General features: G+C 73.1%; 24 protein-coding genes. 13 read left to right on the plus strand and 11 right to left on the minus strand.

The genetic code is table 11. The features are described 5' to 3' along the window. Nucleotides 1–66 precede the first annotated feature (66 nt). Nucleotides 67–1,440: an ATPase BagB gene (bagB, locus tag ACZ6J5_RS21785; protein WP_469394198.1), complete on the minus strand. Its 1,374-nt coding sequence runs from the start codon at nucleotides 1,438–1,440 to the stop codon at nucleotides 67–69. Nucleotides 1,441–1,598: 158 nt separating this feature from the next. Further along, entirely contained in the window at nucleotides 1,599–2,561 is a 963-nt protein-coding gene (gene bagA, locus ACZ6J5_RS21790; RefSeq protein ID WP_469393893.1) for an ATPase BagA, read from the minus strand. Nucleotides 2,562–2,707: 146 nt separating this feature from the next. On the opposite strand from bagA, the gene ACZ6J5_RS21795 reads away from it, so the two are divergent. The 5 genes from ACZ6J5_RS21795 (at nucleotide 2,708) to ACZ6J5_RS21815 (ending at nucleotide 6,154) form a co-directional block, all read left to right on the plus strand. Then, on the plus strand, nucleotides 2,708–2,866 hold the full coding sequence (locus ACZ6J5_RS21795; protein WP_123954897.1) for a DUF4177 domain-containing protein: 159 nt from the start codon (nucleotides 2,708–2,710) through the stop codon (nucleotides 2,864–2,866). Continuing rightward, entirely contained in the window at nucleotides 2,863–3,333 is a 471-nt protein-coding gene (locus ACZ6J5_RS21800; RefSeq protein ID WP_469393896.1) for a RidA family protein, read from the plus strand. The genes ACZ6J5_RS21795 and ACZ6J5_RS21800 overlap by 4 nt, the downstream gene beginning before the upstream one ends. 121 nt (nucleotides 3,334–3,454) lie before the next feature. After that, nucleotides 3,455–4,333, plus strand: a complete 879-nt coding sequence (locus ACZ6J5_RS21805; RefSeq protein ID WP_469393898.1) for an NUDIX hydrolase — start codon at nucleotides 3,455–3,457, stop codon at nucleotides 4,331–4,333. Next, nucleotides 4,330–5,160, plus strand: coding sequence for an MBL fold metallo-hydrolase (locus tag ACZ6J5_RS21810; protein WP_469393900.1), 831 nt, complete (start codon nucleotides 4,330–4,332; stop codon nucleotides 5,158–5,160). The genes ACZ6J5_RS21805 and ACZ6J5_RS21810 overlap by 4 nt, the downstream gene beginning before the upstream one ends. A gap of 109 nt (nucleotides 5,161–5,269) precedes the next feature. Beyond that, nucleotides 5,270–6,154: a prohibitin family protein gene (locus tag ACZ6J5_RS21815; protein WP_469393901.1), complete on the plus strand. Its 885-nt coding sequence runs from the start codon at nucleotides 5,270–5,272 to the stop codon at nucleotides 6,152–6,154. An 81-nt stretch (nucleotides 6,155–6,235) separates the two neighbouring features. Here ACZ6J5_RS21815 and ACZ6J5_RS21820 read toward each other — a convergent pair whose 3' ends face one another. Continuing rightward, nucleotides 6,236–6,910: a Crp/Fnr family transcriptional regulator gene (locus ACZ6J5_RS21820; protein ID WP_046910193.1), complete on the minus strand. Its 675-nt coding sequence runs from the start codon at nucleotides 6,908–6,910 to the stop codon at nucleotides 6,236–6,238. Between the two features lie 144 nt (nucleotides 6,911–7,054). Here ACZ6J5_RS21820 and nth point away from each other — a divergent pair, with 144 nt between their 5' ends. From nth to ACZ6J5_RS21835, 3 genes are read left to right on the plus strand one after another with little or no spacing between them, the layout of a single operon-like run. Beyond that, nucleotides 7,055–8,089, plus strand: coding sequence for an endonuclease III (gene nth, locus ACZ6J5_RS21825; protein ID WP_469393904.1), 1,035 nt, complete (start codon nucleotides 7,055–7,057; stop codon nucleotides 8,087–8,089). A gap of 47 nt (nucleotides 8,090–8,136) precedes the next feature. After that, on the plus strand, nucleotides 8,137–8,835 hold the full coding sequence (locus ACZ6J5_RS21830) for an NUDIX hydrolase (protein ID WP_469393906.1): 699 nt from the start codon (nucleotides 8,137–8,139) through the stop codon (nucleotides 8,833–8,835). 54 nt (nucleotides 8,836–8,889) lie between these two features. After that, nucleotides 8,890–10,089: a MarP family serine protease gene (locus ACZ6J5_RS21835; protein ID WP_469393908.1), complete on the plus strand. Its 1,200-nt coding sequence runs from the start codon at nucleotides 8,890–8,892 to the stop codon at nucleotides 10,087–10,089. Nucleotides 10,090–10,151: 62 nt separating this feature from the next. Here ACZ6J5_RS21835 and ACZ6J5_RS21840 read toward each other — a convergent pair whose 3' ends face one another. From ACZ6J5_RS21840 to ACZ6J5_RS21865, 6 genes are all read right to left on the minus strand, one after another. Further along, complete coding sequence (locus ACZ6J5_RS21840) at nucleotides 10,152–10,340, minus strand: hypothetical protein (protein ID WP_469393909.1); 189 nt, start codon at nucleotides 10,338–10,340, stop codon at nucleotides 10,152–10,154. 92 nt (nucleotides 10,341–10,432) lie between these two features. After that, nucleotides 10,433–11,383: an alpha/beta fold hydrolase gene (locus tag ACZ6J5_RS21845; RefSeq protein WP_469393911.1), complete on the minus strand. Its 951-nt coding sequence runs from the start codon at nucleotides 11,381–11,383 to the stop codon at nucleotides 10,433–10,435. Beyond that, entirely contained in the window at nucleotides 11,380–11,844 is a 465-nt protein-coding gene (locus ACZ6J5_RS21850) for a phage holin family protein (protein ID WP_362469540.1), read from the minus strand. The genes ACZ6J5_RS21845 and ACZ6J5_RS21850 overlap by 4 nt, the downstream gene beginning before the upstream one ends. 37 nt (nucleotides 11,845–11,881) lie before the next feature. Continuing rightward, nucleotides 11,882–13,285, minus strand: coding sequence for a Na+/H+ antiporter NhaA (gene nhaA / locus ACZ6J5_RS21855; protein ID WP_469393914.1), 1,404 nt, complete (start codon nucleotides 13,283–13,285; stop codon nucleotides 11,882–11,884). 319 nt (nucleotides 13,286–13,604) lie between these two features. After that, nucleotides 13,605–15,611, minus strand: a complete 2,007-nt coding sequence (gene acs, locus ACZ6J5_RS21860) for an acetate--CoA ligase (RefSeq protein WP_469393916.1) — start codon at nucleotides 15,609–15,611, stop codon at nucleotides 13,605–13,607. Nucleotides 15,612–15,754: 143 nt separating this feature from the next. Further along, nucleotides 15,755–18,226 carry a SulP family inorganic anion transporter gene (locus ACZ6J5_RS21865; protein WP_469393918.1) on the minus strand — a complete coding sequence of 824 codons (2,472 nt, stop codon included), beginning with the start codon at nucleotides 18,224–18,226 and terminating at the stop codon, nucleotides 15,755–15,757. A 265-nt stretch (nucleotides 18,227–18,491) separates the two neighbouring features. Here ACZ6J5_RS21865 and ACZ6J5_RS21870 point away from each other — a divergent pair, with 265 nt between their 5' ends. Next, the gene (locus tag ACZ6J5_RS21870) at nucleotides 18,492–19,799 is read left to right on the plus strand and encodes a polysaccharide deacetylase family protein (RefSeq protein WP_469393920.1); all 1,308 of its coding nucleotides are present in this window, start codon (nucleotides 18,492–18,494) and stop codon (nucleotides 19,797–19,799) included. Nucleotides 19,800–19,929: 130 nt separating this feature from the next. On the opposite strand, the gene ACZ6J5_RS21875 is transcribed toward ACZ6J5_RS21870, so the two are convergent. Then, complete coding sequence (locus tag ACZ6J5_RS21875) at nucleotides 19,930–20,916, minus strand: ATP-binding protein (RefSeq protein WP_469393921.1); 987 nt, start codon at nucleotides 20,914–20,916, stop codon at nucleotides 19,930–19,932. Nucleotides 20,917–21,018: 102 nt separating this feature from the next. Here ACZ6J5_RS21875 and ACZ6J5_RS21880 point away from each other — a divergent pair, with 102 nt between their 5' ends. Continuing rightward, nucleotides 21,019–21,837: a Fic family protein gene (locus ACZ6J5_RS21880; protein ID WP_469393923.1), complete on the plus strand. Its 819-nt coding sequence runs from the start codon at nucleotides 21,019–21,021 to the stop codon at nucleotides 21,835–21,837. Between the two features lie 377 nt (nucleotides 21,838–22,214). Here the strand turns inward: ACZ6J5_RS21880 and ACZ6J5_RS21885 are convergent, their stop codons facing one another. Further along, nucleotides 22,215–23,117, minus strand: a complete 903-nt coding sequence (locus ACZ6J5_RS21885; RefSeq protein ID WP_469393925.1) for an HAD family hydrolase — start codon at nucleotides 23,115–23,117, stop codon at nucleotides 22,215–22,217. Nucleotides 23,118–23,889: 772 nt separating this feature from the next. Between ACZ6J5_RS21885 and ssd the strand changes: the two genes are divergently transcribed. The 3 genes from ssd to ACZ6J5_RS21900 are packed head-to-tail and all read left to right on the plus strand — an operon-like array spanning nucleotide 23,890 to nucleotide 26,959. Next, complete coding sequence (ssd, locus tag ACZ6J5_RS21890) at nucleotides 23,890–24,930, plus strand: septum site-determining protein Ssd (protein ID WP_469394200.1); 1,041 nt, start codon at nucleotides 23,890–23,892, stop codon at nucleotides 24,928–24,930. Then, complete coding sequence (locus tag ACZ6J5_RS21895) at nucleotides 24,882–26,099, plus strand: TadA family conjugal transfer-associated ATPase (protein ID WP_469394202.1); 1,218 nt, start codon at nucleotides 24,882–24,884, stop codon at nucleotides 26,097–26,099. Before ssd ends, ACZ6J5_RS21895 begins: the two co-directional genes overlap by 49 nt. Beyond that, nucleotides 26,096–26,959 carry a type II secretion system F family protein gene (locus tag ACZ6J5_RS21900; protein WP_469393927.1) on the plus strand — a complete coding sequence of 288 codons (864 nt, stop codon included), beginning with the start codon at nucleotides 26,096–26,098 and terminating at the stop codon, nucleotides 26,957–26,959. The genes ACZ6J5_RS21895 and ACZ6J5_RS21900 overlap by 4 nt, the downstream gene beginning before the upstream one ends. The last annotated feature ends 2 nt before the right edge of the window (nucleotides 26,960–26,961 follow it).

Genomic DNA, 26,961 nt, shown 5'->3' on the forward strand with positions numbered 1-26,961 from the left:
GGGCCACGGGGCCGGGCCCGTCGCCAGGTCCTGTACAGGTCTATGAGGTCTACGGGGCTACGGGGCCTACGAGGGCACGCGGCCCGTCGCGAGACGGTCGCCGATGGCCCGCAGGCCCGCGAGGTCATGCACATCACCGGGGAGCGCCGCCACTTCGGCGACCGCCACCTCGGGGTGGAGCGCGGTGAAGCGATCGCGCGTGCGCTGTTCACGCGCGAGCACCCGCATCCGCTCGGCATGGAGCCGGAGCAGTCCTGCGGTGAGCTGCTGGACATCGACGTCGACGTCGACGTCGACGTCAACATCGGCATCGACGTCAACATCGACATCCACATCCGCTTCGGCTGTGGGGGCAGCCTCGGACGTGGGCGGTACGGCGGCGGTGGCGAGGTCCGCGGCGGAGGCCGCGGGAGGGTCGGGCAGCGGGTCGGGCGAAGGGTCCTGCACGGGGTCTGACAACTCGGGGGAGGTGGCACGAGGGCCACGCCCAGCAGCCTTCCCGCCCCCCTGATCCACAATGCGCCCCTCGTCAAGATTTTCCGCCGCGGCCCGCGCCCGCTCGGCCGACAGGCCGGCGGCGCCACTGGTGTGGACGCGGTTGATGACGAGACCCGCCAGCGGCATCCGCTCCGCGGCCAGCCGCTCCACGAAGTACGCCGCCTCGCGCAGCGCGTCCCGCTCGGGCGCCGCCACCACGAGGAAGGCCGTGCCCGGCGCCTGGAGCAGCTTGTACGTGGCGTCCGCGCGGGTGCGGAAACCGCCGAACATCGTGTCCATCGCGGCCACGAAGGTCTGCACGTCCTTCAGGAACTGACCGCCCAGCAGCTTCCCCAGCGTCCCCGTCATCATCGACATGCCGACGTTGAGGAACTTCATCCCGGCCCGGCCGCCCACCTTCGCGGGAGCCATCAGCAGCTTGATGAACTTCCCGTCCAGGAAGGAGCCCAGCCGCTTCGGCGCGTCCAGGAAGTCCAGCGCCGACCGGGACGGCGGCGTGTCCACGACGATCAGGTCCCACTCGTCCCGGGCCCGGAGCTGGCCCAGCTTCTCCATCGCCATGTACTCCTGCGTACCGGCGAAACCTGCCGACAGGGACTGGTAGAAGGGGTTCTCCAGGATCGCCCGCGCCCGGTCGGCGTCCGCGTGCGCCTCGACGATCTCGTCGAAGGTCCGCTTCATGTCGAGCATCATCGCGTGCAGCTCGCCCGCGCCGGAGCCCTTGATGCCCTCGACCCTGCGCGGCACGTTGTCCAGCGAGTCGATGCCCATGGACTGGGCCAGCCGGCGCGCCGGGTCGATGGTCAGCACCACGACCCGCCGGCCGCGCTCCGCCGCCCGGACGCCGAGCGCCGCCGCCGTCGTCGTCTTGCCGACCCCGCCCGCGCCGCAGCACACCACGATGCGGGTGGCCGGGTCGTCGATCAGCGGGTCGAGCTCCAGGACGGGGACCGCGTCGAGCCCGTTCGCCGTCTGCTCCGGCCGCCGCTCCCCGGCCCCGCGGGCATCCGTCCCGGCGGCATCCGTCCTGGCGGCGTCGGTCCCGCCGGAGTCGGTCCCGGCGGCCTCGGTCTTCGGCGCCTCGGCCTTCCGCGCCTCGGTCACGCGCCCACCCCTTGCCTCCGCAGTTCCTTCGCCAGCCGGTAGAGGCCGGCGATGTCCGCCCCGTCGCCCAGGAAGGGCAGCTCGTACGTCGGCACCCCGATGCCGTCGAGCACCGCCCGCTGGGCCTGCTCCAGCTCCACCCGCTGGGCGTGCTCCCCGGCCTGCTCCAGCAGCGGCTCCACCAGCGCCGGGCCGCCCTTGACGCCCGCCGCCGCCAGGGTCGCGGCGATCGCGGCGCGGTGGTCGCCGGAGGCGGCCCGTACCGCCGCCTCGTCCAGGACGTGGGGGCGGACCATGTTCACGATGGCGCGGCCCACCGGCAGTTCGGCCGCGCGCAGCTCCGCGATGCCGTCCGCGGTCTCCTGGACCGGCATCTCCTCCAGCAGCGTCACCAAGTGCACCGCTGTGTCCGGGGACTTCAGGAAACGCATGACGGCCTGGGCCTGATTGTGTATCGGGCCGATCCTGGCGAGACCGGCCACCTCGTCGTTCACGTTGAGGAAGCGGGTGATGCGGCCCGTCGGAGGGGCGTCCATCACCACGTAGTCGTACGCGAAGCCGCCCTGCTTCTCGCGCCGGCGCACCGCCTCGCAGGCCTTGCCGGTCAGCAGCACGTCCCGGACGCCCGGGGCTATGGTCGTCGCGAAGTCGATCGCGCCCAGCTTCTTCAGGGCCCGGCCCGCGCCGCCCAGCTTGTAGAACATCTGGAGGTAGTCGAGGAGGGCCCGCTCGGCGTCGATGGCCAGGGCGAACACCTCACCGCCGCCCGGGGCCACGGCGATCTTGCGCTCCTCGTACGGCAACGGCTCCGTCTCGAAGATCTGCGCGATGCCCTGTCTGCCCTCGACCTCCACGAGAAGGGTGCGCTTGCCCTCGGTCGCGAGGGCGAGCGCGAGTGCGGCGGCGACCGTGGTCTTACCGGTACCGCCCTTGCCGCTGACGACCTGGAGCCTGCTCACGCCTTCGAGCCTAACCACTGCCGGCCCGGCCCAATCAGAGGGCCGCCCCGGAGCCGCCCCGGAAGCCGACCCCGAGGCGACCCGGAGACGGCCCCGGAGGGACCGCCTCGGCGGGACCCGTCCCCGGCAGCGGCTACAGTCGGCTCATGACCAAGTGGGAGTACGCGACTGTGCCGCTGCTGGTGCACGCGACGAAGCAGATTCTGGACACCTGGGGCGAGGACGGCTGGGAGCTCGTCCAGGTCGTGCCCGGGCCGAACAACCCCGAGCAGCTCGTGGCCTACCTGAAGCGGGCCAAGTCGTGAGCGGGGCCGTCGAGGCGAAGCTCGCCGAGCTCGGCCTGACCCTGCCGGAGGTCGTGCCGCCGCTGGCCGCGTACCAGCCGGCCGTGCGGTCGGGTGTCTACGTCTACACCTCGGGCCAGCTCCCGATGGTCGCGGGCGAGCTGCCCGTCACCGGCAAGGTCGGCGCCGAGGTCACGGCCGAGGAGGCCAAGGAGCTCGCCGCCACCTGCGCGCTGAACGCGCTCGCCGCCGTCAAGTCGGTCGCCGGTGACCTCGACCGCGTCAAGCGCGTCGTGAAGGTCGTCGGCTTCGTCGCCTCCGCCACCGACTTCACCGGCCAGCCCGGCGTCATCAACGGCGCCAGCGAGCTGCTCGGCGCCGTCCTCGGCGAGAAGGGCGTGCACGCGCGCAGCGCCGTCGGCGTCGCCGTGCTCCCGCTCGACGCGCCGGTCGAGGTCGAGGTCCAGGTCGAGCTCGTCCAGGACTGACCCGCCCCGAACACCCCGCCCGCGGTCGCGGGCGCACGAAGAGCCGGTTCTCCCCAGGTGGTTTTCCACAGGCGGAGGATCGGCTCTCGTGCATTCCGATGCTTGCGCATAGCATCCGGCCATGTCGAATGGTCAGTCGAATGGTCAGTGGTACCCACCGGAATGGCCCGACCGGATCCGCGCCCTCGCCGCCGGTGAGCTGGTCCCCGCCACACCCAGGCGGGCGGCCACCGTGCTGCTCCTGAAGGACGGTGCCGAGGGCCCCGCCGTCCACATGCTGCGCCGGCGCGCCTCCATGGCCTTCGCCGGCGGGGCGTACGCGTATCCCGGCGGCGGCGTGGACCCGCGCGACGAGCAGCCGGTGCGCTGGGCCGGGCATTCCCGCGAGGAGTGGGCGGCCCGCCTCGGCCTCACCGAGCCCGCGCAGGCCCAGGCGGTCGTCTGCGCCGCCGTCCGCGAGACGTACGAGGAGGCGGGCGTGCTGCTCGCCGGGGAGACCCCCGACAGCGTGGTCGGCGACACCACCGGGGACGCCTGGGAGGCGGACCGCGCGGCGCTGGTGGCCCGTGAGCTGTCCTTCGCCGACTTCCTCGACCGGCGCGGGCTCGTGCTCCGCTCCGACCTCCTCGGCGCCTGGGCCCGCTGGATCACGCCCGAGTTCGAACCCCGGCGCTATGACACCTGGTTCTTCGTGGCCGCCCTCCCGGCAGGCCAGCGCACGCGCAACGCGTCGACCGAGGCGGACCGCACCGTCTGGATCCGCCCGGCCGAGGCGGCGGCGGGCTACGACCGGGGCGAGCTGACGATGATGCCGCCGACCATCTCGACCCTGCGCGGCCTGGAGGGCTTCGGCACGGCGGACGAGGCCCTCGCGGCGGCCGGACGGCAGGACCTGGCGCCGGTCCTCGCGCAGGCGCGGCTGGACGGCGACGAGCTGGTGCTGAGCTGGCCGGGGCACGACGAGTTCACCAAGCACATCCCCATCGGAGGCGCCGCGTGAGCTCGGCCGCCGACCTGCCGGGGCAGCCGCGCGGGGCCGTCGTCTCCGGCCCGGCGACCGCCCGCGCGGTGAACGTCCTCGCGCCGAACGCCTCGGCGATGACCCTGGACGGCACCAACACCTGGATCGTCGCCGAGCCGGACGCCGAGCTCGCCGTCGTCATCGACCCGGGCCCGCTCGACGAGGGGCACCTGCGGCGGGTCGTGGAGACCGCCGAGAAGCTCGGCAAGCGGGTCGGGCTCACCCTGCTCACCCATGGGCACCCGGACCACGCCGAGGGCGCCGTGCGCTTCGCCGAGCTGACCCGCAGCGCGGTGCGGGCGCTGGACCCGGCCCTGCGGCTGGGCGACGAGGGCCTCGGCGAGGGCGACGTGGTCACCACCGGAGGGCTCGAACTGCGGGTCGTGGCGACCCCCGGGCACACCTCCGACTCGCTCTCGTTCCACCTCCCGGCCGACGGCGCGGTCCTCACCGGCGACACCGTCCTGGGGCGGGGCACGACGATGGTGGCGCACCCCGACGGGCGGCTCGGGGAGTACCTGGACTCGCTGCGGCGGCTGCGCTCGCTCACCGTCGACGACGGGGTGCACACCGTCCTGCCGGGGCACGGCCCGGTCCTCGAAGACGCCCAGGGGGCCCTGGAGTTCTACCTGGCGCACCGCGCGAGCCGCCTCGCCCAGGTGGAGGCGGCCGTCGGGCGTGGGGCCAGGACCGCCCCCGAGATCGTCGCCGAGGTGTACGCGGCGGTGGACCGCTCGCTGTGGCCGGCGGCCGAGCTCTCGGTGCGGGCGCAGCTGGACTATCTGAAGGAGCGCGGCCTGGTCTGACGGCGAGGGGGGGCGGGCCGGGCCCGCCCGGGGCGCCCCGCAACCGGGCGGCCCGGCGGAGTGTCTTACGCTCCGCGTACATCTGGTCAAAGCTCGTGGGGGGAAGCCCGTGTTCGTCCTTGCCATCCTGTTGGTCATCGTGGCGGTGGTGCTGTACATCGTCGGCCGCGTCAACGACTCGTCCGGTCTCAAGTTCGGTGGTCTCGGCGCCCTGATAGCCGGCCTGTTCTCGCTGATCGCGAGCATGACGTACGTGATCAGCGCGTACGAGGTCGGCGTCCCGGTCGCCTTCGGCAAGGTGGGGACGCCGATGACCTCCGGGATGCACGTGAAGTCGCCGTTCACCGACGTCACGACCTTCTCGACGCGCCCCGTGGACCTCAACCTCTCCGACAAGGACGTGGTCGAGGTGCGTTCCTCGCAGGGCGGCGTGATGTACGCGGAGGTCACCGTGAAGTGGGCGGTGCACCCCTCGAAGGCGGTCGAGCTGTACAAGCTGGCCGGCAGCGAGGACGCCATCCAGCAGCGCCTGGTCTACCCGGACAGCCGGGAGATCGTCCGCAACGTCTTCGCGCGCTACTCCAGCGAGCAGGGCTACGCCTCGGACCGCGAGAAGATCAACGCGGAGATCGCCGGCCTCATCAAGGAGCGGCTCGCCCCGCGCGGGATCGACGTCACCACGGTGAACCTGCGCAACGTGAAGCCGTCGAACGCGCTCCAGGGCCAGATCGACCGCAAGATCCAGCAGCAGCAGTCCACCGAGCGGGCCCTGGAGGCCGCCCGTACGGCCAAGGCGGAGGCCGACCGGCGCCGCATCGAGGCCGAGGGCATCGCCCGCGCCAACAAGATCCTGAACGACTCGCTGACCGACAAGGTCCTGATGAACCAGTGCATCGACGCGTACCGGGAGGCCTCGGCCAAGAACCCGGTCTACGCGGTGCCCTGCGGCGGCGGCGGCACGAACCCGCTGATCGTGGACGGCACGAAGCGCTAGAGCGGGTCCGGCCGGCTCGTACGGCACGCGGAAGGGGCCGCCCGGTTCGACCGGGCGGCCCCTTCCGTACGGACGCGGTGCCTAGCGCGAGCGCTTGGCGAGGCGCTCGACGTCCAGCAGGATCACGGCGCGGGCCTCCAGGCGCAGCCAGCCGCGCTGGGCGAAGTCGGCGAGCGCCTTGTTGACCGTCTCGCGGGAGGCGCCGACCAACTGGGCCAGCTCCTCCTGGGTGAGGTCGTGGACGACGTGGATGCCCTCCTCCGACTGCACGCCGAAGCGGCGCGACAGGTCGAGGAGCGCGCGGGCGACCCGGCCCGGCACGTCGGAGAAGACCAGGTCGGACATCTGGTCGTTGGTCTTGCGGAGCCGTCGGGCGACCGCGCGCAGCAGGGCGCTGGCCACCTCGGGCCGCGCGTTCAGCCAGGGCTGGAGGTCGCCGTGGCCGAGGCCGAGCAGCTTGACCTCGGTGAGCGCGGTCGCCGTGGCGGTGCGCGGGCCCGGGTCGAACAGGGACAGCTCACCGATGAGCTCGCCGGGGCCGAGGACCGCCAGCATGTTCTCGCGCCCGTCGGGCGAGGTGCGGTGCAGCTTCACCTTGCCCTCGGTGACCACGTAGAGCCGGTCACCCGGGTCGCCCTCGTGGAACAGCGCGTCGCCGCGGGCCAGCGTCGCCTCACTCATCGAGGCGCGCAGCTCGGCGGCCTGCTCGTCGTCGAGCGCCGCGAACAGCGGGGCGCGCCGCAGAACGTCGTCCACGAGTTCTCTCCTATGTCGACCTCAGTGCGATCAATCACAACAAGTTTGACTCACCGGACGGCCTTTCCGTACGTCAGGGGCCCGATTGGGTCGTGATCGGCACCGGACGGGGCGGATGTCGGCGGCGGCGCCTAGGCTGGCCGGGTGTCCAACTCGCCGGTGAGAGCACAGGCCAAGGGGGCTGGAAGAGTGCCGGACGAAGGTAATTCCGCTGTGGGCGAACACGGCGTGTCGAAACAGACGAAAGCGGCGAAACGCGCACCGGGGAAGCGGTCCGCGACGAAGCCGGAGCCGACGGCTTCCGGGACGGCGAAGCCCGCGAAGCGGGCGGTGAAGAGCGCCACGCCCGCCAAGGCGAGCGCGAAGCCCGCGGCGAAGAGCGCCAAGGCGAGCGCGAAGCCCGCGGCCAAGCCCGAGTCGCATCTCGCCATGGTGCGGCGGGCCCGGAAGATCAACCGGGAGCTCGCCGAGGTCTACCCGTACGCCCATCCCGAGCTCGACTTCCGCAATCCCTTCGAGCTCCTGGTCGCCACGGTCATGTCCGCGCAGACCACCGACCTGCGGGTCAACCAGACCACCCCGGCGCTCTTCGCGAAGTACCCGACCCCCGAGGACCTGGCCGCCGCCGTCCCCGAGGAGGTCGAGGAGCTGATCCGGCCCACCGGCTTCTTCCGCGCCAAGACCAAGTCGATCATGGGCCTGGCCGCCGCCCTCCGGGACGACTTCGGCGGCGAGGTCCCCGGCCGCCTGGAGGACCTGGTCAAGCTGCCCGGCGTCGGCCGCAAGACCGCCTTCGTCGTCCTCGGCAACGCCTTCGGCGTGCCCGGCATCACCGTGGACACCCACTTCATGCGGCTCGCCCGCCGCTGGAAGTGGACCGAGCAGGAGGACCCGGTCAAGATCGAGGCCGAGGTCGCCGAGATCTTCCCGAAGAGCGAGTGGACGATGCTCTCGCACCGGGTGATCTTCCACGGCCGCCGCATCTGCCACGCCCGCAAGCCCGCCTGCGGCGCCTGCCCGATCACCCACCTCTGCCCCGCGTACGGCGAGGGCGAGACGGACCCGGAGAAGGCGAAGAAGCTGCTCAAGTACGAGAAGGGCGGCTTCCCGGGCCAGCGGCTCAACCCGCCCCCGGACTACCCCGGCCGCCCGGCTCCGCCGCTGGGCGCGAGCTCCTGAGGGAACGAACCCACACTCCGACCGCGTTGTGAACCACGGGGGTGCCTATGACGCGCACTGGCGAAGAGATCCACGGTACGGGCGGCCTGATCAACGGCGCGGGCCTGCCCGGCTGGCTGGCGCCGGTCGAGCGGGCCGCGCGCACGGTCGCGCCCGAGCAGCTGAGCCGCTTCCTGCCGCCCGAGGACGGCGGGGGGCGCCAGTCCGCCGTGCTGATCCTCTTCGGCGAGGGCGAGCGGGGCCCCGAGCTGCTCCTCATGGAGCGCGCCGGCACCCTCCGCTCGCACGCGGGACAGCCCTCGTTCCCCGGCGGCGCCCTCGACCCCGAGGACGGCGACCCGGCCGACGGCGGGCTGCTGCGGGCCGCGCTGCGCGAGGCGCGGGAGGAGACCGGCCTCGACCCCTCCGGCGTCCAGCTCTTCGGCGTGCTGCCCCGGCTCTACATCCCGGTCAGCGGCTTCGTCGTCACCCCCGTGCTCGGCTGGTGGCGCGCCCCCAGCCCGGTCGGGGCCGTCGACCCCGCCGAGACCGCCCGGGTCTTCACCGTCCCCGTGGCGGATCTCACGGATCCCGCGAACCGCGCGACCTCCCGCCACCCCAGCGGGCACACCGGCCCCGCCTTCCTCGTCGAATCCGCCCTGGTCTGGGGTTTCACCGCCGGGGTGATCGACCGGATCCTGCACTACTCGGGCTGGGAGCGCCCCTGGGACCGGTCGAAGCAGGTCCCGCTCGACTGGCGCTCATGACAGGCTGACCGCTGACCCCGGGCGACCGAACATCAATCTGCGAGGCTACTGACGGTGAACGTGCTGGACATCCTCTTGCTGCTCGCCGCCGTGTGGTTCGCGATCATCGGTTACCGCCAGGGATTCGTGGTCGGCGTCCTGTCGGTGATCGGCTTCCTCGGCGGCGGCCTCGTCGCCGTGCTGCTGCTCCCGGTCGCCTGGAACGCGCTGACCGACCGCAGCCAGGTCACGACCACGGCGACCATCGTCTTCGTGGTCGTGGTCATCGTCTGCGCCTCCGTCGGCCAGGCCTTCACCACCCACCTGGGCAACAAGCTGCGCCGGCACATCACCTGGTCCCCCGCGCGCGCCCTCGACGCCACCGGCGGCGCCCTGGTCAACGTCCTGGCGATGCTGCTGGTGGCCTGGCTGCTCGGCTCCATGCTGGCCCGCACGGCGATGCCGACGGTGAGCAAGGAGGTGCGCAGCTCCAAGGTGCTCCTCGGCGTCGAGCGCCTGATGCCCGCTCAGGTGTCGACCTGGTTCTCGAACTTCACCTCGACCCTCGCGCAGAACGGCTTCCCGCAGGTCTTCAGCCCCTTCGCGAACGAGCCGATCACCGAGGTCCGGCCGCCCGACCCGGCGCTCGCGGGCAGCCCGGTGGCCGCCCGTGCCCAGCGCTCCATCGTGAAGGTCGTCGGCACCGCCCCGAGCTGCGGCAAGGTCCTCGAAGGCACCGGCTTCGTCTTCTCCGACCGCCGGGTCATGACCAACGCCCATGTCGTCGGCGGGGTCGACGAGCCGACCGTCCAGATAGGCGGCGAGGGCAAGCTCTACGACGCCAAGGTCGTGCTCTACGACTGGAAGCGCGACATCGCCGTCCTCGACGTGCCCGACCTCGACGCGAAGCCGCTCCGGTTCACCGACGAGGACGCCCGGAGCGGCGACAACGCGATCGTGGCCGGCTTCCCGGAGAACGGCTCCTACGACGTGCGCTCGGCGCGCGTGCGCGGCCGCATCAGCGCCAAGGGCCCCGACATCTACCACCGCGGCGAGGTACGCAGGGACGTGTACTCGCTGTACGCGACGGTCCGACAGGGTAACTCCGGCGGCCCGCTGCTCACCCCCGAGGGCGAGGTGTACGGCGTGATCTTCGCCCGCTCCCTCGACGACGCGGACACCGGCTACGCGCTGACCGTCGACGAGATCAAGGGCGACATCGCCCAGGGCCGCGCCGCCAACCAGCAGGTCGACACCCAGGGATGCGCCCTCTAGCGGGGGAGCCGGGGGAGGCGAGTGAGCCGGGTGCGCCGGGTGGTGCCGGCGCCCCAGGCCCGCTACGTACGGGGGTGGCGCAGCCGGGCGGAGACCCAGCGGGCCCGCCGCCGGAGGATGCGCGAGATGCCCACGTCCCGCGCGGGATGCGCGCGGCCGTGCTCTCGCATGCCGCCCCCTTCCGGGGCCTCGGTGCCGCCGATCGAGCGGCGGTCGCGTGCGGTGTCACCGTAGTCGTGCGTCCAGCCCATACCGGGACGTCTGCCCGGGGCCCAAGGTCGGTAACCGCCTGAGGGCCCGCCAATTGGCGTATGCGCCGGGCACATGGCAGGAAGCCCGCGCCTCAGCGGTCCGGCTCGGGATCCTTCAGCCAGTTGACCAGCTCCGCGGAGAACGCCGACGGGTCCTCCTCGTGCGGGAAGTGCCCCAGCCCGTCGAAGAGCCGCCACCGGTAGGGCGCCTCCACATACTGCCCGGAACCGGCCGCGCTACGCGTCCGCGTCACCGGGTCGAGCGAGCCGTGCAGGTGCAGCGTGGGCACCCGTACCGGCCGCTTCATGCGCCGGTTGAACTGCACGCCGTCCGGGCGGGCCAGCGAGCGCACCATCCAGCGGTACGGCTCGATCGAGCAGTGCGCGGTCGACGGGATGAGCATCGCCCGCCGGTAGACGTCGAGGGCGTCCCCGTCCGCCGCCGAGCGCGGGTGCGGCCCGGACCAGTCCTCGATCAGACGCCCCACCAGCGCCGCGTCGTCCGCGACGAGCTGACGCTCCGGCAGCCAGGGGCGCTGGAAGCCCCAGACGTGGGAGCCGGCGCGCGACTGCGCGAAGTCCGAGAGCATCGCCGAGCGCCAGCGGCGCGGGTGCGGCATGGAGGACACCACGAGCCGCCGCACCAGCTTCGGCCGCATCACGGCCGCCGTCCAGGCGAGGTAGCCGCCCAGGTCGTGCCCGACGAGCGCCGCGTCCGGCTCGCCGAGCGAGCGGATCACGCCGGTGACGTCGAGCGCCAGGTTGGCCGGGTCGTAACCGCGCGGGGTGCGGTCGCTGCCGCCCACGCCGCGCAGGTCCATCGCCACGGCCCGGAAGCCGGCCTCGGCCAGCACGGGAAGCTGGTGCCGCCAGGTCCACCAGAACTGCGGGAAGCCGTGCAGCAGGAGCACCAGCGGCCCGTCGCCCATCTCGGCGATGTGGAACCGGGCGCCGTTGGCCGCCACGTCTCGGTGGGTCCACGGACCCTCGATCCGCACCGGGCCTCCGGCGCCGCTGCCGCTGCTGCTCTCAGGGACGGTCATACGGACGAGCGTGCCACAGCCGCGGCCTTGTCCCGCGCCGCGGCGACCTCGGCACGGGGGTGCGGCTTGACGTTCCCCATGATCGCCGCGGTCTGCTTGGCGGAGGCGATGGACTTCTCCGGCGGCTTCACCTTGCGGAACTTCGCGTACGCCACGAGCCCGAGCAGCAGCGCGAGCAGCACGTTCGCCGCGAACGAGAGCAGGAAGCAGACCGAGATGTGCCAGTGGCTCCACGCCTGGATGCCGTAGGCGAGCGCGAAGCTCAGCAGGGGCAGCGAGAACAGCAGCACCACCACGGCCACCAGGCCGGCCGCGCTGCCGATCGCGCCGCGCTTGACGTCCTGCTTGATCTCCGCCTTCGCCAGGGCGATCTCGTCGTGCACCAGGGCGGACATCTCGGCGGTCGCCGAGGCGACCAGCTGGCCGAGGCTGCGCTCGGCTCCGTCGAACGGGTCGCTCATCGCTGCTCCCTTTTCTCCTGTAACGGTCCGCCTCAGATCATGCCGGACGGTCGGCCTCGTCGCGCGATGCCCCCGCCAGTTCGGCGCGCTGACGGTGCTCCGCGGCCTTCTTCTCGTAGATCTCCGCCATCCGGAGGTGGAACGCGGGGTTGTCCTCCTCGTACATGTCCGGGATGCCGTCCTGGTCCTCGTCGCGCTCCTCCTCCGCGATCAGCGCCTGGTACTTGCGGACCCGCAGCTTCAGCAGGACGGAGGCGAGCGCGGCGGCTATCAGCGAGCCGACCAGGACCGAGGCCTTCACCTCCTCCATCAGCGCGGGGTCGTCGACGAAGGCCAGCTCGCCGATGAGCAGCGAGACGGTGAAGCCGATGCCGGCGAGGGAGGCGACGGCGAAGACGTCCGGCCAGACCAGCTCGGGGTTGAGCGAGGCCCTGGTGAAGCGGGCGGCGAGCCAGGTGCCGCCGAAGATGCCGACGGCCTTGCCGACGACCAGGCCGAGCACCACACCGAGGGTGACGGGCTGGGTGAAGACGTCGCCGAGGGCGCCGCCGGAGACGGTGACGCCGGCGGAGAACAGGGCGAACAGCGGCACGGCGAGACCGGCGGAGATCGGCCGGACCAGGTGCTCGATGTGCTCGCCGGGGGAGTGCTCCTCGCCCTCGCGGGTGGTGCAGCGCAGCATCAGGCCCATGGCGACGCCGGCGATGGTGGCGTGGACGCCGCTGTTGTACATCAGGCCCCAGATGACCAGGGCGAGCGGGACGTACACGTACCAGCCGCGGACGCCCTTGCGCAGCAGCAGCCAGAAGACGGCGAGTCCGGCGAAGGCGCCGCCGAGGGCGGCGAAGTTCAGGTCGCTGGTGAAGAAGACCGCGATGATCAGGATGGCGAACAGGTCGTCGACGACGGCGAGGGTGAGCAGGAAGGCGCGCAGGGCCGAGGGCAGCGAGGTGCCGATGACGGCGAGGACGGCGAGCGCGAAGGCGATGTCCGTGGCCGTGGGCACCGCCCAGCCGTCGAGGGAGCCGTTCCCCGCCACGTTCACCAGCGTGTAGACCAGGGCGGGCACGGCCATGCCGCAGACGGCGGCTATGACGGGGAGCGCGGCGGCCTTGGGGTCGCGCAGCTCGCCCGCGACGAGCTCGCGCTTGAGCTCGATGCCGGCGACGAAGAAGAAGATCGCGAGCAGGCCGTCGGCGGCCCAGTGCTGGATCGAGAGGTCGAGGCCGAGGGCTGCCGGGCCTATGTGGAAGTCGCGGATCGTCGCGTAGCTGTCCTTCAGGGGCGTGTTGGCCCAGACGAGCGCGGCGATGGCGGCGAGCAGCAGGAGGACGCCGCCGACGGTCTCGGTGCGCAGCGCGTCGGCGAGATAGCGGCGCTCCGGGAGCGACAGCCGGCCGAGGAATTTGCGGTCGGTGGTGGTGGGCTCGGGCGCGGGCACGGTGAGAACCTCCGGTCGGTGGGCAGGACGAAGCACATGCCGACCAGACTTCCCGGCGCACCTAGATGTTCTTGTCGCGTCACTGACGCGATCCTTACTTTACCTAACGGTGCGCGGTGGTGTCCGGTGATCTTCACTTTAGGTGCATAACCGGCGTCGGGCATGTGAGCGCCCGGCATCTGTGGACAAACCCGTCCCCAGCCTGTGGACAACGCGCGGGCGCCCGCCCCGCGTGCTGCGGGACGGGCGCCTGCGTACGGCCGGAAGGCCCCGGAAGGCCCCGGAAAGCCCGGGAGGGCCGGGAAGGCCCCGGGAGGACTCAGTCCTCGCTGGAGGAGGCCGGGAGCTTGGTCTGGATGAGGTCCATGACCGAGGAGTCCGTCAGGGTGGTGACGTCGCCCAGCTCGCGGTTCTCGGCGACGTCGCGCAGCAGCCGGCGCATGATCTTGCCCGAGCGGGTCTTGGGCAGCTCGGCGACCGGCAGGACGCGCTTGGGCTTGGCGATCGGGCCGAGCGTCTTGCCGACGTGGTCGCGGAGCTCGGCGACGAGGGCGTCGTCCTCGCTGGCCGAACCGCGCAGGATCACGAAGGCCACGATGGCCTGGCCGGTCGTGGCGTCGGCGGCGCCGACCACGGCGGCCTCGGCGACGGCCGGGTGGGAGACGAGCGCGGACTCGACCTCGGTGGTGGAGATGTTGTGGCCGGAGACGAGCATGACGTCGTCGACCCGGCCGAGCAGCCAGATGTCGCCGTCCTCGTCCTTCTTCGCGCCGTCGCCGGCGAAGTACGTGCCCTCGAAGCGGGACCAGTAGGTGTCGACGTACCGCTGGTCGTCGCCCCAGATGGTGCGGAGCATCGACGGCCACGGCTCGGTGAGGACCAGGTAGCCGCCGCCCCCGTTCGGCACCTCGTTGGCCTCGTCGTCGACGACGGTGGCGGAGATGCCGGGCAGCGCGCGCTGCGCCGAGCCGGGCTTGGTCTCGGTGACGCCGGGCAGCGGCGAGATCATCATCGCGCCGGTCTCGGTCTGCCACCAGGTGTCCACGATCGGGCAGTTGTCGGCGCCGATGTTCTTGCGGTACCAGATCCACGCCTCGGGGTTGATCGGCTCGCCGACCGAACCGAGGACCCGCAGCGAGGACAGGTCGAACTTGGCGGGGATGTCGTCGCCCCACTTCATGAACATCCGGATCGCGGTCGGCGCCGTGTAGAAGATGCTGACCTTGTACTTCTGGATGATCTCCCAGAAGCGCCCCTGGTGCGGGGTGTCCGGGGTGCCCTCGTACATCACCTGGGTGGCGCCGTTGGAGAGCGGGCCGTAGACGATGTACGAGTGGCCGGTGACCCAGCCGATGTCGGCCGTGCACCAGTAGACGTCGGTCTCCGGCTTGAGGTCGAAGACGGCGTGGTGGGTGTAGCTGGCCTGGGTGAGGTAGCCGCCGGAGGTGTGCAGGATGCCCTTCGGCTTCCCGGTGGTGCCGGAGGTGTAGAGGATGAAGAGCGGGTGCTCCGCCTCGAAGGCCTCCGGGGTGTGCTCGGCGGACTGGCGGGCGACGATGTCGTCCCACCAGACGTCGCGGCCCTCGGTGAAGGCGGTCTCCTGGCCGGTGCGGCGGACCACCAGGACGTGCTCGACCTGCGGGCAGCGGGCCACGGCCTCGTCGATCGCGGGCTTCAGGGCCGAGGGCTTGCCGCGGCGGTAGCCGCCGTCGGCGGTGACGACCAGCTTGGCGTCGGCGTCCTGGATGCGGGAGGCCACGGCGTCGGCCGAGAAGCCGCCGAAGACGACCGAGTGGGCGGCGCCGATGCGGGCGCAGGCCAGCATCGTGATGGCCGCCTCGGGGATCATCGGCAGGTAGACCGCGACCCGGTCGCCCTTGGCGACGCCCAGCTCGGTCAGCGCGTTGGCCGCCCGGGAGACCTCGTCCTTGAGCTCGGCGTAGGTGATCGAGCGGCTGTCGCCCGGCTCGCCCTCGAAGTGGATGGCGACGCGGTCGCCGTTGCCGGCCTCGACGTGCCGGTCGACGCAGTTGTACGCGACGTTGAGCTCGCCGTCGGCGAACCACTTGGCGAACGGCGGATTCGACCAGTCGAGGGTCTCGGTCGGCTCGGTGGCCCAGCTCAGCCGCTTGGCCTGCTCGGCCCAGAAGCCCAGCCTGTCCGCCTTGGCCTGCTCGTACGCCTCCGCCGTCACGTTGGCGTTCGCGGCCAGCGCGGCCGGCGGCGCGAAACGGCGCTCTTCCTTGAGCAGATTGGCCAAGGATTCGTTGCTCACGACATCTCCCTTTCCCAGGGCGTCCCTATGTGCCTGTGTGTCCCGTGTCATAGCTCATCAGGCGGATGCCCGGGTGACAAGAGCCTCCGGGGAATTGGTGTAGACCTGTGAGTGCGCACGTGGCGGTGGCCCCCGCCTCCCGAGCGGAAGGAAGCGGGGGCCACACACTTTCACGCGAGAACGGAACAGATGGTTCAGGACGCGCGGACGGGCTCCGGCGGCCGCGTCCCCGAAACCGTCCCCGGAGCCGCCTCGGGCCGCGTCCCCGAAGCCGCCCCCGGGGGCACGTGGTTGAACACGTCGTCGTAGCTGTGCACCTCGTCCGTACCGGCCAGCAGATACGCCTGGGCCTCGCCCACGTGGAAGTACATCCCGTGCAGCGTCAGCGTCCCGTCCGCCAGCCGCCGCGCCACCGGCTCGTACGCCCGCAGGTGCTCCAACTGCTGCACCACGTTGGTCAGGCACAACTGCTCGACGGCGTCGGCCGGGAGGCGTCCCGCGATCCTCGCCCAGGCGTGCCGGCGGCTCGCCATCCGCTCCAGGCTCGGCAGCCCGTGCCGCAGCCAGCGGCGCAGCGGGCTCGGCGGGGCGGCGGGATCGCTGTTCAGCAGGGCCTGCATGGCGCCGCAGCCGGAGTGGCCGCAGACCGTGATCGACTCGACCCGCAGCACCTCCACCGCGTACTCGATCGCCGCCGCCACGGAGTCGTCCCCGCTCTCCTCGCCGGGCAGCGGGACCAGATTGCCCACATTGCGCACGGTGAACAGGTCGCCGGGGCCGCTGGACGTGATCATGCTCGTGACCAGGCGGGAGTCGGCACAGGTCAGGAAGAGCTGCGAGGGGCGCTGGCCCTCCCGGGCCAGCCGGGCCAGCTCGTCGCGGACCAGCGGCGCGGTGTTCCGCTGGAAGGCGCCGATGCCGCTGGCCAGCCGCTGCCCGGTGGTCCCACCGGTCCCGCCGGCCGGGGGCCGCTCGTCGCACTGGTGGTTGCGCCAGGGGGTCCAGGGGCGGCAGCAGGGCTGGCCGCCCAGCGCGTGCGCGCCGGAGCGGGCGGCGGCGCCCCGGGAGCCCGCCCCCGCCCCGGGCTCCGCGGCGGCCCGGCCGGGCGGCGCGGGCTCCGCGATCCGGCCGCCGCCGGGGCCGGTCGTCTCCACCGTGCCGCCGTGGGCGACGTGGGAGGACTGCCAGTCGTGCAGCGCCTCGAACGCCGCGTGGTCCATGAACGAGCCGTCCAGCTCGACCACCGTGTCGGCGCCCGGCGGGATCTGGTGCAGGGCCCGGCTCAGCCGAGGCACCGCGAGGAAGGTCAACTGGCCCCTGATGCGGACCACATGCCGCCCGTCCCGCTCCTCGCGGGTGATCCGGGTGCGGGCCAGCCGGTGCATGGCGACGGCGACCGCCACGGCGATCCCGAGGGCCACGCCCTCCAGGATGCCGACGAACACGACTCCGGCCACCGTCACCGCGTACACCAGGACTTCACGGTGACGGGTGACCGTGCGGATGTGCGTGATGCTGACCATCTGGACGCCGACGACCATCACCAGGGCGGCCAGCGCGGGCAGCGGGATGAGGTCGAGGACGGGGACGAGCAGGAGCGCGGCGAGGACGATCCACAGGCCGTGCAGTATCGAGGAGTTGCGGCTGACGGCGCCGGCCGACACGTTCGCCACGCTGCGGACCGCGACTCCGGCGACCGGCAGCCCGCCGAGCGCCCCGGACACCATGTTCGCCGCGCCCTGGCCCGCCAGTTCGCGGTCGAGCCGGGAGCGGGGGGCGGCGGTGCCGGTGGCGCCGGCGCGCTTCGCGGCCAGCTTGTCGACGGCGACCGCGGACAGCAGCGACTGCACGCTGGTGACCAGCGTGATGGTGAGGACCCCGGCCGCGATGCCGAGGACCGGGCCCTCCGGCAGGCCGGGCAGCGCGTGACTGCTCCAGGACGGCAGGTCCACCCGGGGCACGCCGAGTCCGGCGAGCGCGGTGACTGCCGTGGCGGCGGCCACCGCGGCGAGCGCGGCGGGCACCGTGCGCAGGATCCGGCCCGCACGTCCGGGCAGGCGCGGCCAGAGCAGCAGCAGCGCGATGGTCAGGCCGCTGACGACGAGCGCGGCGGCGGAGGCGTCCGCCAGCTGCGCGGGCAGTCCGAGGGCGTTGTCCACGGCGGAGCTCTGGGGGGTGCCGCCGAGCACGATGTGGAGCTGCGCGAGGGCGATGGTGACGCCGATGCCCGCGAGCATCCCGTGCACGATGGCGGGCGAGACGGCGAGCGCGGACCGGGCCACTCGCAGGGCGGCGAGGCCGAGTTGGGCGAGTCCGGCGAGGACCGTGATGGCGCAGGTGGTCCGCCAGCCGTAGCGCTGGATCAGCTCGGCGGTGACGACGGTCAGGCCGGCGGCGGGGCCGCTGACCTGGAGCGGGGAGCCGCCGAGCCGGCCGGCGACGATGCCGCCGACGGCGGCGGCCACCAGTCCGGCCTGGAGCGGGGCTCCGGTGGCGAGGGCGATGCCCAGGGAGAGCGGCAGGGCGATCAGGAAGACGGCGATCGACGCGGAGACGTCCGCGCCCGCGATGCGGAAGCGCCGGGGCGGCCCGTCCGGCGGGCCGTGGGGCCGCTGGGCGCGGGGCCGGTTGGTCGTGGTCGTACGGGCAGGGGGGCAGAGGGTCATGTTCCCGTCTCCTCCGGGGCAGCGTGGTCGCGGCTCGTGCGGGGTGCAGCGGCGGGACACCGGCGCGGCTGATGACGCACGGTAAATGAATGGTAATGGTGAGTAAAGACTCCGGCATTATTTTCAGGGCAAATAGGGCAATGAATCACTGGATCCAGTGACAGAACGTAGATATGCCGCTTGTCGTTGACGCTCTTCGGTCCCTCTGGTGCGACGTTGACGCCGCTTGTACGCAAATCCGAGGAACCGAGGAGAGGTGGGGCGGATGTCAGCCGCCGGGAGAAGGAACCCTGTCCGTGCGCCCAGGAGGGTGCTCGCCGTCGGCGCCCTCGCCGTCGCCCTGACCGCCGGCCTGGCCGGCTGCTCGGGCTCCGGCGACGCGGCCCGCCCCGGCGGGCAGGGCGGCGCCGGCGCCAAGAAGGCGCCGGCCGCGGCCCCGGAGAGCGCGGTGCGGCTGATCGGCGACGGCTCCACCGCCTACACCGGCAAGCAGCCCGACCAGCCGGTCTGGCAGCGCCTGAAGCCGGGTCAGGAACCGCCGCAGTTCGTGGTGTTCTCCTGGGACGGCGCCGGCGAGGACAGCCAGAAGCTCTTCTCCCACTTCCGCAAGGTGGGCAAGCGGTACGACGCGAAGATGACGTACTTCCTCAGCGGCGTCTACCTGCTGCCCGAGTCCAAGCGTCAGATGTACGACCCGCCCCAGCACTCCGCGGGCCGCTCCGACATCGGCTTCAACGACGTCCAGGGCATCCGCGACACCGTGCGCGAGCTGCGCGGCGCCTGGGAGGAGGGCAACGAGGTCGGCACCCACTTCAACGGGCACTTCTGCGGCGCGGAGGGGGGCGTCGGCACCTGGTCCGTCGAGGAGTGGAAGAGCGAGATCAGGCAGGCCAAGTCCTTCGTCAAGAACTGGAAGACGAACGCGGGCCTGAAGGAGGAGAAGCCGCTCCCGTTCGACTACGACAAGGAGCTCGTCGGCGCCCGCACGCCCTGCCTGGAGGGCCGCGCGAACTTCGTGCAGGCCGCCGCCCAGCTGGGCTTCCGCTATGACACCAGCGGCGTCAACGACCAGATCTGGCCCAAGAAGGACCTGGGCCTGTGGGACCTGTCGATGCAGCTCGTCCCGGTCCCGGGCCGCGCCTTCCAGACCCTGTCGATGGACTACAACTTCCTGGTGAACCAGTCCGGTACGACCCAGGGCGACCCGTCCCAGCACGAGTACTGGGGCAACCAGATGCGCGACGGCCTGGTGCAGGCCTTCGAGCGCTCCTACCGGGGCAACCGCGCGCCGCTGATCATCGGCAACCACTTCGAGTCCTGGAACGGCGGCACGTACATGCGCGCCATCGAGGACACCATCGCCACGGTCTGCGTGCAGAAGGACGTCAAGTGCGTCTCCTTCCGCCAGCTCGCCGACTGGCTCGACGCCCAGGACCCGGCGGTCGTCGCCAAGATGCGCACCCTGAAGGTGGGCGAGGCGCCGCAGGGCGGCTGGAAGACCTTCCTGGCCGCGCAGCCGGCCGCCCCCGCGGGCGCCCCGGCCCCGGCCAAGCAGCCGGCCGCGCGCCCCTGACCCACGCCTTCCATGCGCCTCCGGGACCGGCCCTGTGGCGCGGGGCCGGCCCCGGAGGGCGGCCCCGGGGGCGGGGCCGCGCGGGCCTTCGGCCGGTGCGCCCGGGCCCCGTGTCCCGGGCGTCCCGGCCTCAGCTGGGCTGGGGCGTGGCCAAGGCCTCGTCGAGGACGAAACCGGGGTCGACCTGCGCCGCCAGGTCGGCCCCGGTCTTGGCGTTGCCCCAGCTCTCCGCGTTCCGCAGGTGGAAGTGGACCATCTGGCGGGTGTACCGCTCCCAGTCGCGGTGGGCGTACGAGTCGTCCGCCGCGTTCTGCAGGGCCTGCAGGGCCATCCGGTTGGCGGCCTCCAGGAGCTCGAAGCGGGGCGGGCGGCCCTTCTCCATCGCGCGCACCCAGTCGGAGTGGCCGACCGTCACGAGCAGGTCGTCGCCGACCTCGTCGCGCAGGAAGTCCACGTCCTCCGGACCCTGCACCTTGTTGCCGATCACCCGCAGCGAGACCCCGAAGTCCCGCGCGTACTCCTTGTACTGGCGGTAGACCGAGACGCCCTTGCGGGTCGGCTCGGCGACCAGGAACGTCATGTCGAAGCGGGTGAACATGCCCGAGGCGAACGAGTCCGAACCGGCGGTCATGTCCACCACCACGTACTCGTCGGACCCGTCCACCAGGTGGTTGAGGCACAGCTCCACGGCGCCGACCTTCGAGTGGTAGCAGGCCACCCCGAGGTCCGACTCGGTGAACGGGCCGGTCGCCATCAGCCGGATCCCGCCGTCGTCGAGGGCGACGGCCCGCGCGCAGGCGTCGTAGACGGGGTTCTCCTCGCGGACCCGCAGCAGCCGCGAACCCTCCCCGGGCGGGGTCGTCTTGATCATCGTGTCCGAGGAGGTGATCCGAGGATTGGAGCCCCGCAGGTACTCCTTGATCAGCGGCAGGTGCGCGCCCATCGCGGGCAGCGCGGCGGCCTCCTCGTCGGAGAGGCCGAGCGCCGCTCCGAGGTGCTGGTTGATGTCGGCGTCCACCGCGATGACCGGGGCGTCGGCGGCGGCGAGGTGTCGGATGAAGAGCGAGGACAGCGTCGTCTTGCCGCTGCCGCCCTTCCCCACGAAAGCGATCTTCATGTTCACCTACCGTAGCGGCTTCCTCGCACCCCGTGGTCGAAGTGCGTGAAGAAGACCACTCCAAGGTGGGGCGGCGGCCCCGGGCGCGTAGCCTCCCTACTTATGAGTACGCACGCCTCTGACCCCCTGGCCGCCCTCGGCTCCCTGCCGGGCGTCGCCGACTCGGTGGACTCCGTACGCAAGGCTGTCGACCGGGTCTACGGCCACCGTGTGATGCGCCGCCGCAGCAACGAGATCACCGCCGAGGCGGCCCTGCGTGGGGCGCGCGGCTCGGCCGCCCTCTCGGGTGCCGACTGGGCCCTGGAGGAGGTCCGGCGGCGTACCGACTTCTCCGGCGACGAGGAGGCCCGCACGGTCGGCGCCGCCCTGCGGCTCGGCGCGGAGTGCGGGCAGCTCCTGTCGATCTGGCGCCAGTCGCCGCTGCGGGTCCTCGCCCGGCTGCACCTCGTCGCCGAGGGCGACCCGCGCGAGACCACCGGCCGCCCGCGCCAGGTCGGCGAGCCCGTCGACGAGCCACTGATCGAGGCGCCGCTGCCGGACCCGGCCGAGGTCTCGGGCCGGCTGGACGGCCTCGCGGACCTGATCATCGCGGGCGGCAGCGCCCCCGCCCTGGTCACCGCCGCCGTGGTACACGGCGAGCTGCTGGCGCTGCGCCCCTTCACCTCGCGCAACGGCCTGATCGCCCGGGCCGCGGAGCGGATCGTGCTGATCGGCAGCGGCCTGGACCCGAAGGCGATCTGCCCGGCCGAGGTCGGACACGCGGAGCTGGGGCGGGCCGCCTACGCCGCGGCCTTCGAGGGCTATCTGTCCGGCACCCCGGAGGGCATGGGCGCCTGGATCGCGCACTGCGGGCGCGCGGTGGAGCTGGGGGTCCGGGAGTCGACGGCCGTCTGCGAGGCGTTGCAGCGCGGCGCGGCCTGATCGCCCGCCCTCGTCCGTCCCCGAGCGGGGCCTGGGTGGGGGCGGGGGGCGCTCAGGGCCTGGACGGGGGCTGAACAGGGTCTGAGCAGGGGTTGCGGCGGTACCAAGGAGCGGTACCGCCGCTGGCACGTCCGCCCAGTTACCAAGCGTCCTCGATATGTGCCCATCAGGCGGGGACTTTGCCCATCGCCTGGTGCGGCTGGCCCTTAATCGAAGGGTCGACGTCGCGTGGGTGCCGGGTTTCCGTACTTAGGTCCGTGGGGCCGTGATGCTCAACAGGTGATCCTCTCGGATGTCCTAGGTCTCGCGGGCCTGATTCCTTTCTACTCCTGTCCGGGTGGAAGCGAAAGTCCTGATTCCGCTTCTTTGCGTTCTTCTCAAATCCGGGCAAAGCGATCGACAAGTCCGGCGGTCTTCGCTGCTTCCTTCGCGGCTTTCGCCGCCTGGGCCGCCGCGGCGTGCTTGCGGCGGCTGGCGTACCAGACGAGGCCGGCGGTGGCCGCGGCCGCTCCGACGGCCGCGGCGGCGACCAGGGCCGGGCGGGGCGGCATCCGGAACTCCGGCAGGCGCTGCTTCAGCCGGACCGGCTTGTCGAAGACCAGCACCGGCCAGTCCCGCGCGGTCGCCTCGCGCCGCAGCGTCCGGTCGGGATTCACGGCGTACGGGTGGCCCACCGACTCCAGCATCGGCAGGTCGGTCGCCGAGTCGCTGTAGGCGTAGCAGCGGGAGAGGTCGTAGCCCTCGGACTCCGCCAGCTCCCGGACCGCCTCGGCCTTGGTCGGGCCGTAGGCGTAGTACTCCACCTCGCCGGTGAAGCAGCCGTCCTCACCCACCACCATCCGGGTGGCCACGACCCGGTCGGCGCCCAGCATCTCCCCGATGGGCTCCACGACCTCCGCGCCCGAGGTCGAGACGATCACGACGTCGCGGCCGGCCGCGTGGTGGCCCTCGATGAGCGAGGCGGCCTCGTCGTAGATGATCGGGTCGATCAGGTCGTGCAGGGTCTCGGCGACGAGCTCCTTGACCTGCGCGACGTTCCAGCCTTTGCAGAGGGCGGAAAGATATTCGCGCATCCGCTCCATCTGGTCGTGATCGGCTCCGCCCACCAGGAACACGAACTGGATGTACGCCGTCCGCAGCGCGGCTCGGCGACTGATCAGTCCGCCCCGGTAGAAGGACTTGCTGAAGGTCAGCGTCGAGGACTTCGCAATGACCGTCTTGTCCAGGTCAAAGAAGGCGGCTGCGCGCGGCATCGAGTGGTTTTCCACGAGCCCGAGCATAGGTGCCCGCCATTCGGCGTACGCTGGGGCGCGTGGGTTTGCCTGAGAAGGCTCTCGGGTACACCATGGAAGTCACGGATCGTTCGCGACCGTGCTAACCCGGTCCGGCTCCTCCCCCCCCGAGTCGGCCGGAGAGACGACCCCAGCTCTCCCCCCCGGCTGGGGTCGTCGCATGTCCGGACATGTTTTGGTCCGTCCTTCCACTACTTTCCCGCCTCCTCTCGGCCCGTGGCCCGGCGAGGGCCGGGCGGAGACTCGCATCCCGATTTCGCTACTCAGCGTAGTCGGAGCGGTGCGCTCCGGGCAGTCCCGGTTTGGGTGACGAAGTTATTCACAAGCCCCGGGTTATCCACAGTTTTCGAGCAAGATCCACACGATTTCCGAGTCGGCGTCACCGTGATTCCGGCCGCGAACTTCGCGGACCGCAGGATTCACGTGAGGGGTGTGTGCCGTGGAGGGATCGAAGGCTTCCGGAACGCCGGAGAGCGCCGGTTCGGGCATGGGTGCGGGTTCGGGCGGAGAGGGGGAGCGGGAGCAGGAGCGGGGCCGAGGGTTCGGCGGCGGGCGGGAGCGGGACCGGGAGGCCGGTGGGGGCCTTGCGCGGGAGCGGGACGGGATTCAGGACCGGAATCGCGAGCGGGAGCGTGGGCGGGAGCGAGATCGGGGACGAGACGGGGGCCGGGATCGGGAGCGTGGGCGGGATCGGGGGGCGGGCGCGGCCGGCCGGTCGGGGCGGGACGGGCCGGATGGCGGGGCCAAGGCTCCGCGGCCGCTGATCGTCACCGAGGATCTCGCCCTCCTCGACGACCTGCTGCGGCTCTGCGCCGCCGCGGGCGCCGAGGCGGAGGTGCACCACACCGTGCCCGAGCGCGGCGGCTGGACCGATCCGCCGCTCGTCCTCGTCGGCGACGATGCCGCGGCCCGCTGCCGGGGTGCCACCCGCAGGCAGGGCGTGCTGCTCGTCGGCCGCGGCCCCGACGATCCGGGCGTGTGGCGGCGCGCCGTCGAGCTCGGCGCGGACGAGGTGCTGACGCTGCCCGGCGACGAGACCCGGCTCGTCGACCGCATCGCCGACGCGGCCGAGGGGACCGGCACGCAGGCGCTGACCGTCGGCGTCATCGGCGGACGTGGTGGCGCCGGGGCCTCGACCCTCGCCTGCGCCCTCGCCCTCGGCGCCGCCCGGGCCGGACGGCGCACCCTCCTCGTCGACGGGGATCCGCTCGGCGGCGGACTCGACGTGCTCCTCGGCGGGGAGCGGGAGGAAGGCAGGCGCTGGCCCGACTTCGCCGCCTCGAAGGGGCGGCTGGCCGGCGGAGCCCTGGAGGAGTCCCTGCCCTCGGTGCGGGGACTGCGGGTGCTCAGCTGGGACCGGGGCGACTCCGTCACCGTGCCGCCCGCGGCCATGCGCTCGGTGCTCGCCGCCGCCCGCAGGCGCGGCGGAGTGGTCGTCGTGGACCTGCCCCGCCGGGTCGACGGAGCCGTCGCCGAGGCCCTCGCCCAGCTCGACCTCGGACTGCTGCTGGTCCCCGGTGAGTTGCGGGCGGTCGCCGCCGCGCACCGGGTCGCGTCGACGGTCGGCATGGTGCTGCGGGACCTGCGCGCCGTGGTCCGCGGACCGTACGCCCCCGGGCTCGACGACCGCTGGATCGCCGACGCCCTCCGCCTCCCCCTCGCCGGTGAACTCCCCTATGACCCGGGGCTGTCGGCGGCCCGCGACGGCGACCCGCCGCCCGGTGCCGACGCCCGGGGCGGACTCGGCCGCTTCTGCACGGCCTTCTGGGAGCGGGTCCTCACGCCGGAGCGTGCCGCGTGAGCGGGGCGGGGCTCCTCGAAGCCGTGCGGCAGCGGCTCGCCGAGAGCGGCGCCGAACCCACCCCGGCCCGGGTCGCCGCCGCGCTGCGCGCCCAAGGGCGCCTGCTCGGCGACGCCGAAGTGCTCGGTGCGGCGGAGGAGTTGCGGAGCGAGCTGATCGGCGCCGGACCGCTGGAGCCGCTGCTCGCCGACCCGCGCGTCACCGACGTGCTGGTCTCGGCGCCCGACCGGGTCTGGGTGGACCGGGGCGCCGGACTGGAGCGGACGGGAGTGCGCTTCCCCGACGCGGCGGCGGTGCGGCGGCTCGCGCAGCGGCTCGCGGCCGTCGCCGGGCGCCGGCTCGACGACGCCCGGCCCTGGGTGGACGCGCGGCTCCCGGACGGCACCCGGATGCACGCCGTGCTGCCGCCGGTCGCGGTCGGCTCCACCTGCCTCTCGCTGCGCGTGGTGCGCCCCCGCGCCTTCTCGGTGGCCGAGCTGACCCGCGCAGGCACGGTTCCGCCGGGCGGGGCGCCACTGCTGCGGGCGCTGGTCGAGGCCCGGGTCTCCTTCCTGGTCAGCGGGGGCACGGGCTCGGGCAAGACGACCCTGCTGTCCACGCTCCTCGGCCTGGTGGGCGAGCGGGAGCGGATCGTCCTCGCCGAGGACTCGGCCGAGCTGCGCCCCGACCACCCGCACGTGGTGCGGCTGGAGGCCCGGCCGCCCAACCAGGAGGGGGCCGGGGCGGTGACCCTGCGGGACCTGGTGCGGCAGGCGCTGCGGATGCGGCCGGACCGGCTGGTGGTCGGCGAGGTCAGGGGCCCGGAGGCGGTCGATCTGCTGGCCGCGCTCAACACGGGCCACGAAGGGGGCTGCGGCACCGTCCACGCCAACACCGCCGCCGACGTCCCCGCCCGCCTGGAGGCCCTCGGCACGGCGGCGGGGCTGGACCGGGCCGCCCTGCACAGCCAGTTGGGCGCCGGGCTCTCGGTGGTGCTGCACCTGGCGCGGGACCGCGAGGGCCGGCGGCGCGTCGCCGAGGTCCACGTCCTCGCGCGGGACCGGGACGGGCTGGTGGTGACGGTGCCCGCGCTGCGCTGGGCGGCGGACGGCTTCCGCCGGGAGCGGGGCTGGGAGCGGCTGCGGTCGCTGATCGGAACGGCCATGACGGACGGGGAGGCGGCACGGTGACAGGGATCACGGGAGGGCTCGCGGCCCAGGGTGCGGCGGCGCTGTGCGCGTGCGGCGCGCTGTGGTGGACGGCCGAGCGGCGGCGGGCGCTGCACCGGGCCCGGTCGGTCCTGGCACTGCCCGGCGGCGGCGAGGCCCTGTGGCCCGCGGCCCTCGGGCGGTGGCGGGACCTGGCCCGGCGGCGGCCGGAGTGGCTGTGCCTGCCGTTGGCGGTGCTGCTGGCGCTGCTCGGCGCCTCGGTGTTGCCCCTGCTGGCGGGGGCGGCGGCGGTGCCGCTGGTGGGGCGGCGGCTGCGGGCGGCCCGGGAGAGGCGGGAGCGGGAGGCGCGCGCCGACGGTGTGGTGGCCCTGTGCGGGGCGGTCGCGGGCGAGCTGAGAGCGGGCTGGCAGCCCGCGCAGGCGCTCGCGTTCGCGGCCCGCTCCACGGGGGCGCTGGGCGCTCAGGAGGCGGCGGTGCTGGCGGCGGCCCGGTTCGGCGGCGACGTGCCCCGGGCGTTGCGGCGGGCGGCGCGGCAGGACGGCGCCGACGGGCTCGCCGGGCTGGCGGCCTGCTGGCAGGTGGCCGTGGACGGCGGCGCGGGACTGGCCGCCGGGCTCGACCGCCTGGAGGCCGCGCTGCGGGCCCACCGGGACCAGCGGGAGCGGCTGCGGGCCCAGTTGGCCGGGGCCTGGGCGACGGTCGCGGTCCTCGCGGTGCTGCCGGTCGCGGGACTCGGCCTCGGGGCGGCCCTCGGCGCCCGGCCCCTGCGGGTGCTGCTGCACACTCCCGCCGGTCTCGGCTGCCTGGCCGTCGGCGGGGCTCTGGAAGCCCTGGGCCTGTGGTGGGCGGCCCGGATCGTGCGGCGGGGGGAGGAGCCGTGACG

This window comes from Streptomyces sp. NPDC042100 (genome assembly GCF_055582325.1).

Coding starts and splice junctions, on each gene's coding strand:
- ACZ6J5_RS21850 (WP_362469540.1), bottom strand. CDS start 11,844: ATGAGCGACCCGTTCGACGGAGCCGAGCGCAGCCTCGGCCAGCTGGTC.
- ACZ6J5_RS21870 (WP_469393920.1), top strand. CDS start 18,492: ATGTCAGCCGCCGGGAGAAGGAACCCTGTCCGTGCGCCCAGGAGGGTG.
- acs (WP_469393916.1), bottom strand. CDS start 15,611: ATGACACGGGACACACAGGCACATAGGGACGCCCTGGGAAAGGGAGAT.
- ACZ6J5_RS21830 (WP_469393906.1), top strand. CDS start 8,137: ATGACGCGCACTGGCGAAGAGATCCACGGTACGGGCGGCCTGATCAAC.
- ACZ6J5_RS21845 (WP_469393911.1), bottom strand. CDS start 11,383: ATGACCGTCCCTGAGAGCAGCAGCGGCAGCGGCGCCGGAGGCCCGGTG.
- ACZ6J5_RS21880 (WP_469393923.1), top strand. CDS start 21,019: ATGAGTACGCACGCCTCTGACCCCCTGGCCGCCCTCGGCTCCCTGCCG.
- ACZ6J5_RS21805 (WP_469393898.1), top strand. CDS start 3,455: ATGTCGAATGGTCAGTCGAATGGTCAGTGGTACCCACCGGAATGGCCC.
- ACZ6J5_RS21840 (WP_469393909.1), bottom strand. CDS start 10,340: ATGGGCTGGACGCACGACTACGGTGACACCGCACGCGACCGCCGCTCG.
- ACZ6J5_RS21865 (WP_469393918.1), bottom strand. CDS start 18,226: ATGACCCTCTGCCCCCCTGCCCGTACGACCACGACCAACCGGCCCCGC.
- ACZ6J5_RS21885 (WP_469393925.1), bottom strand. CDS start 23,117: ATGCTCGGGCTCGTGGAAAACCACTCGATGCCGCGCGCAGCCGCCTTC.
- ACZ6J5_RS21795 (WP_123954897.1), top strand. CDS start 2,708: ATGACCAAGTGGGAGTACGCGACTGTGCCGCTGCTGGTGCACGCGACG.
- ACZ6J5_RS21875 (WP_469393921.1), bottom strand. CDS start 20,916: ATGAAGATCGCTTTCGTGGGGAAGGGCGGCAGCGGCAAGACGACGCTG.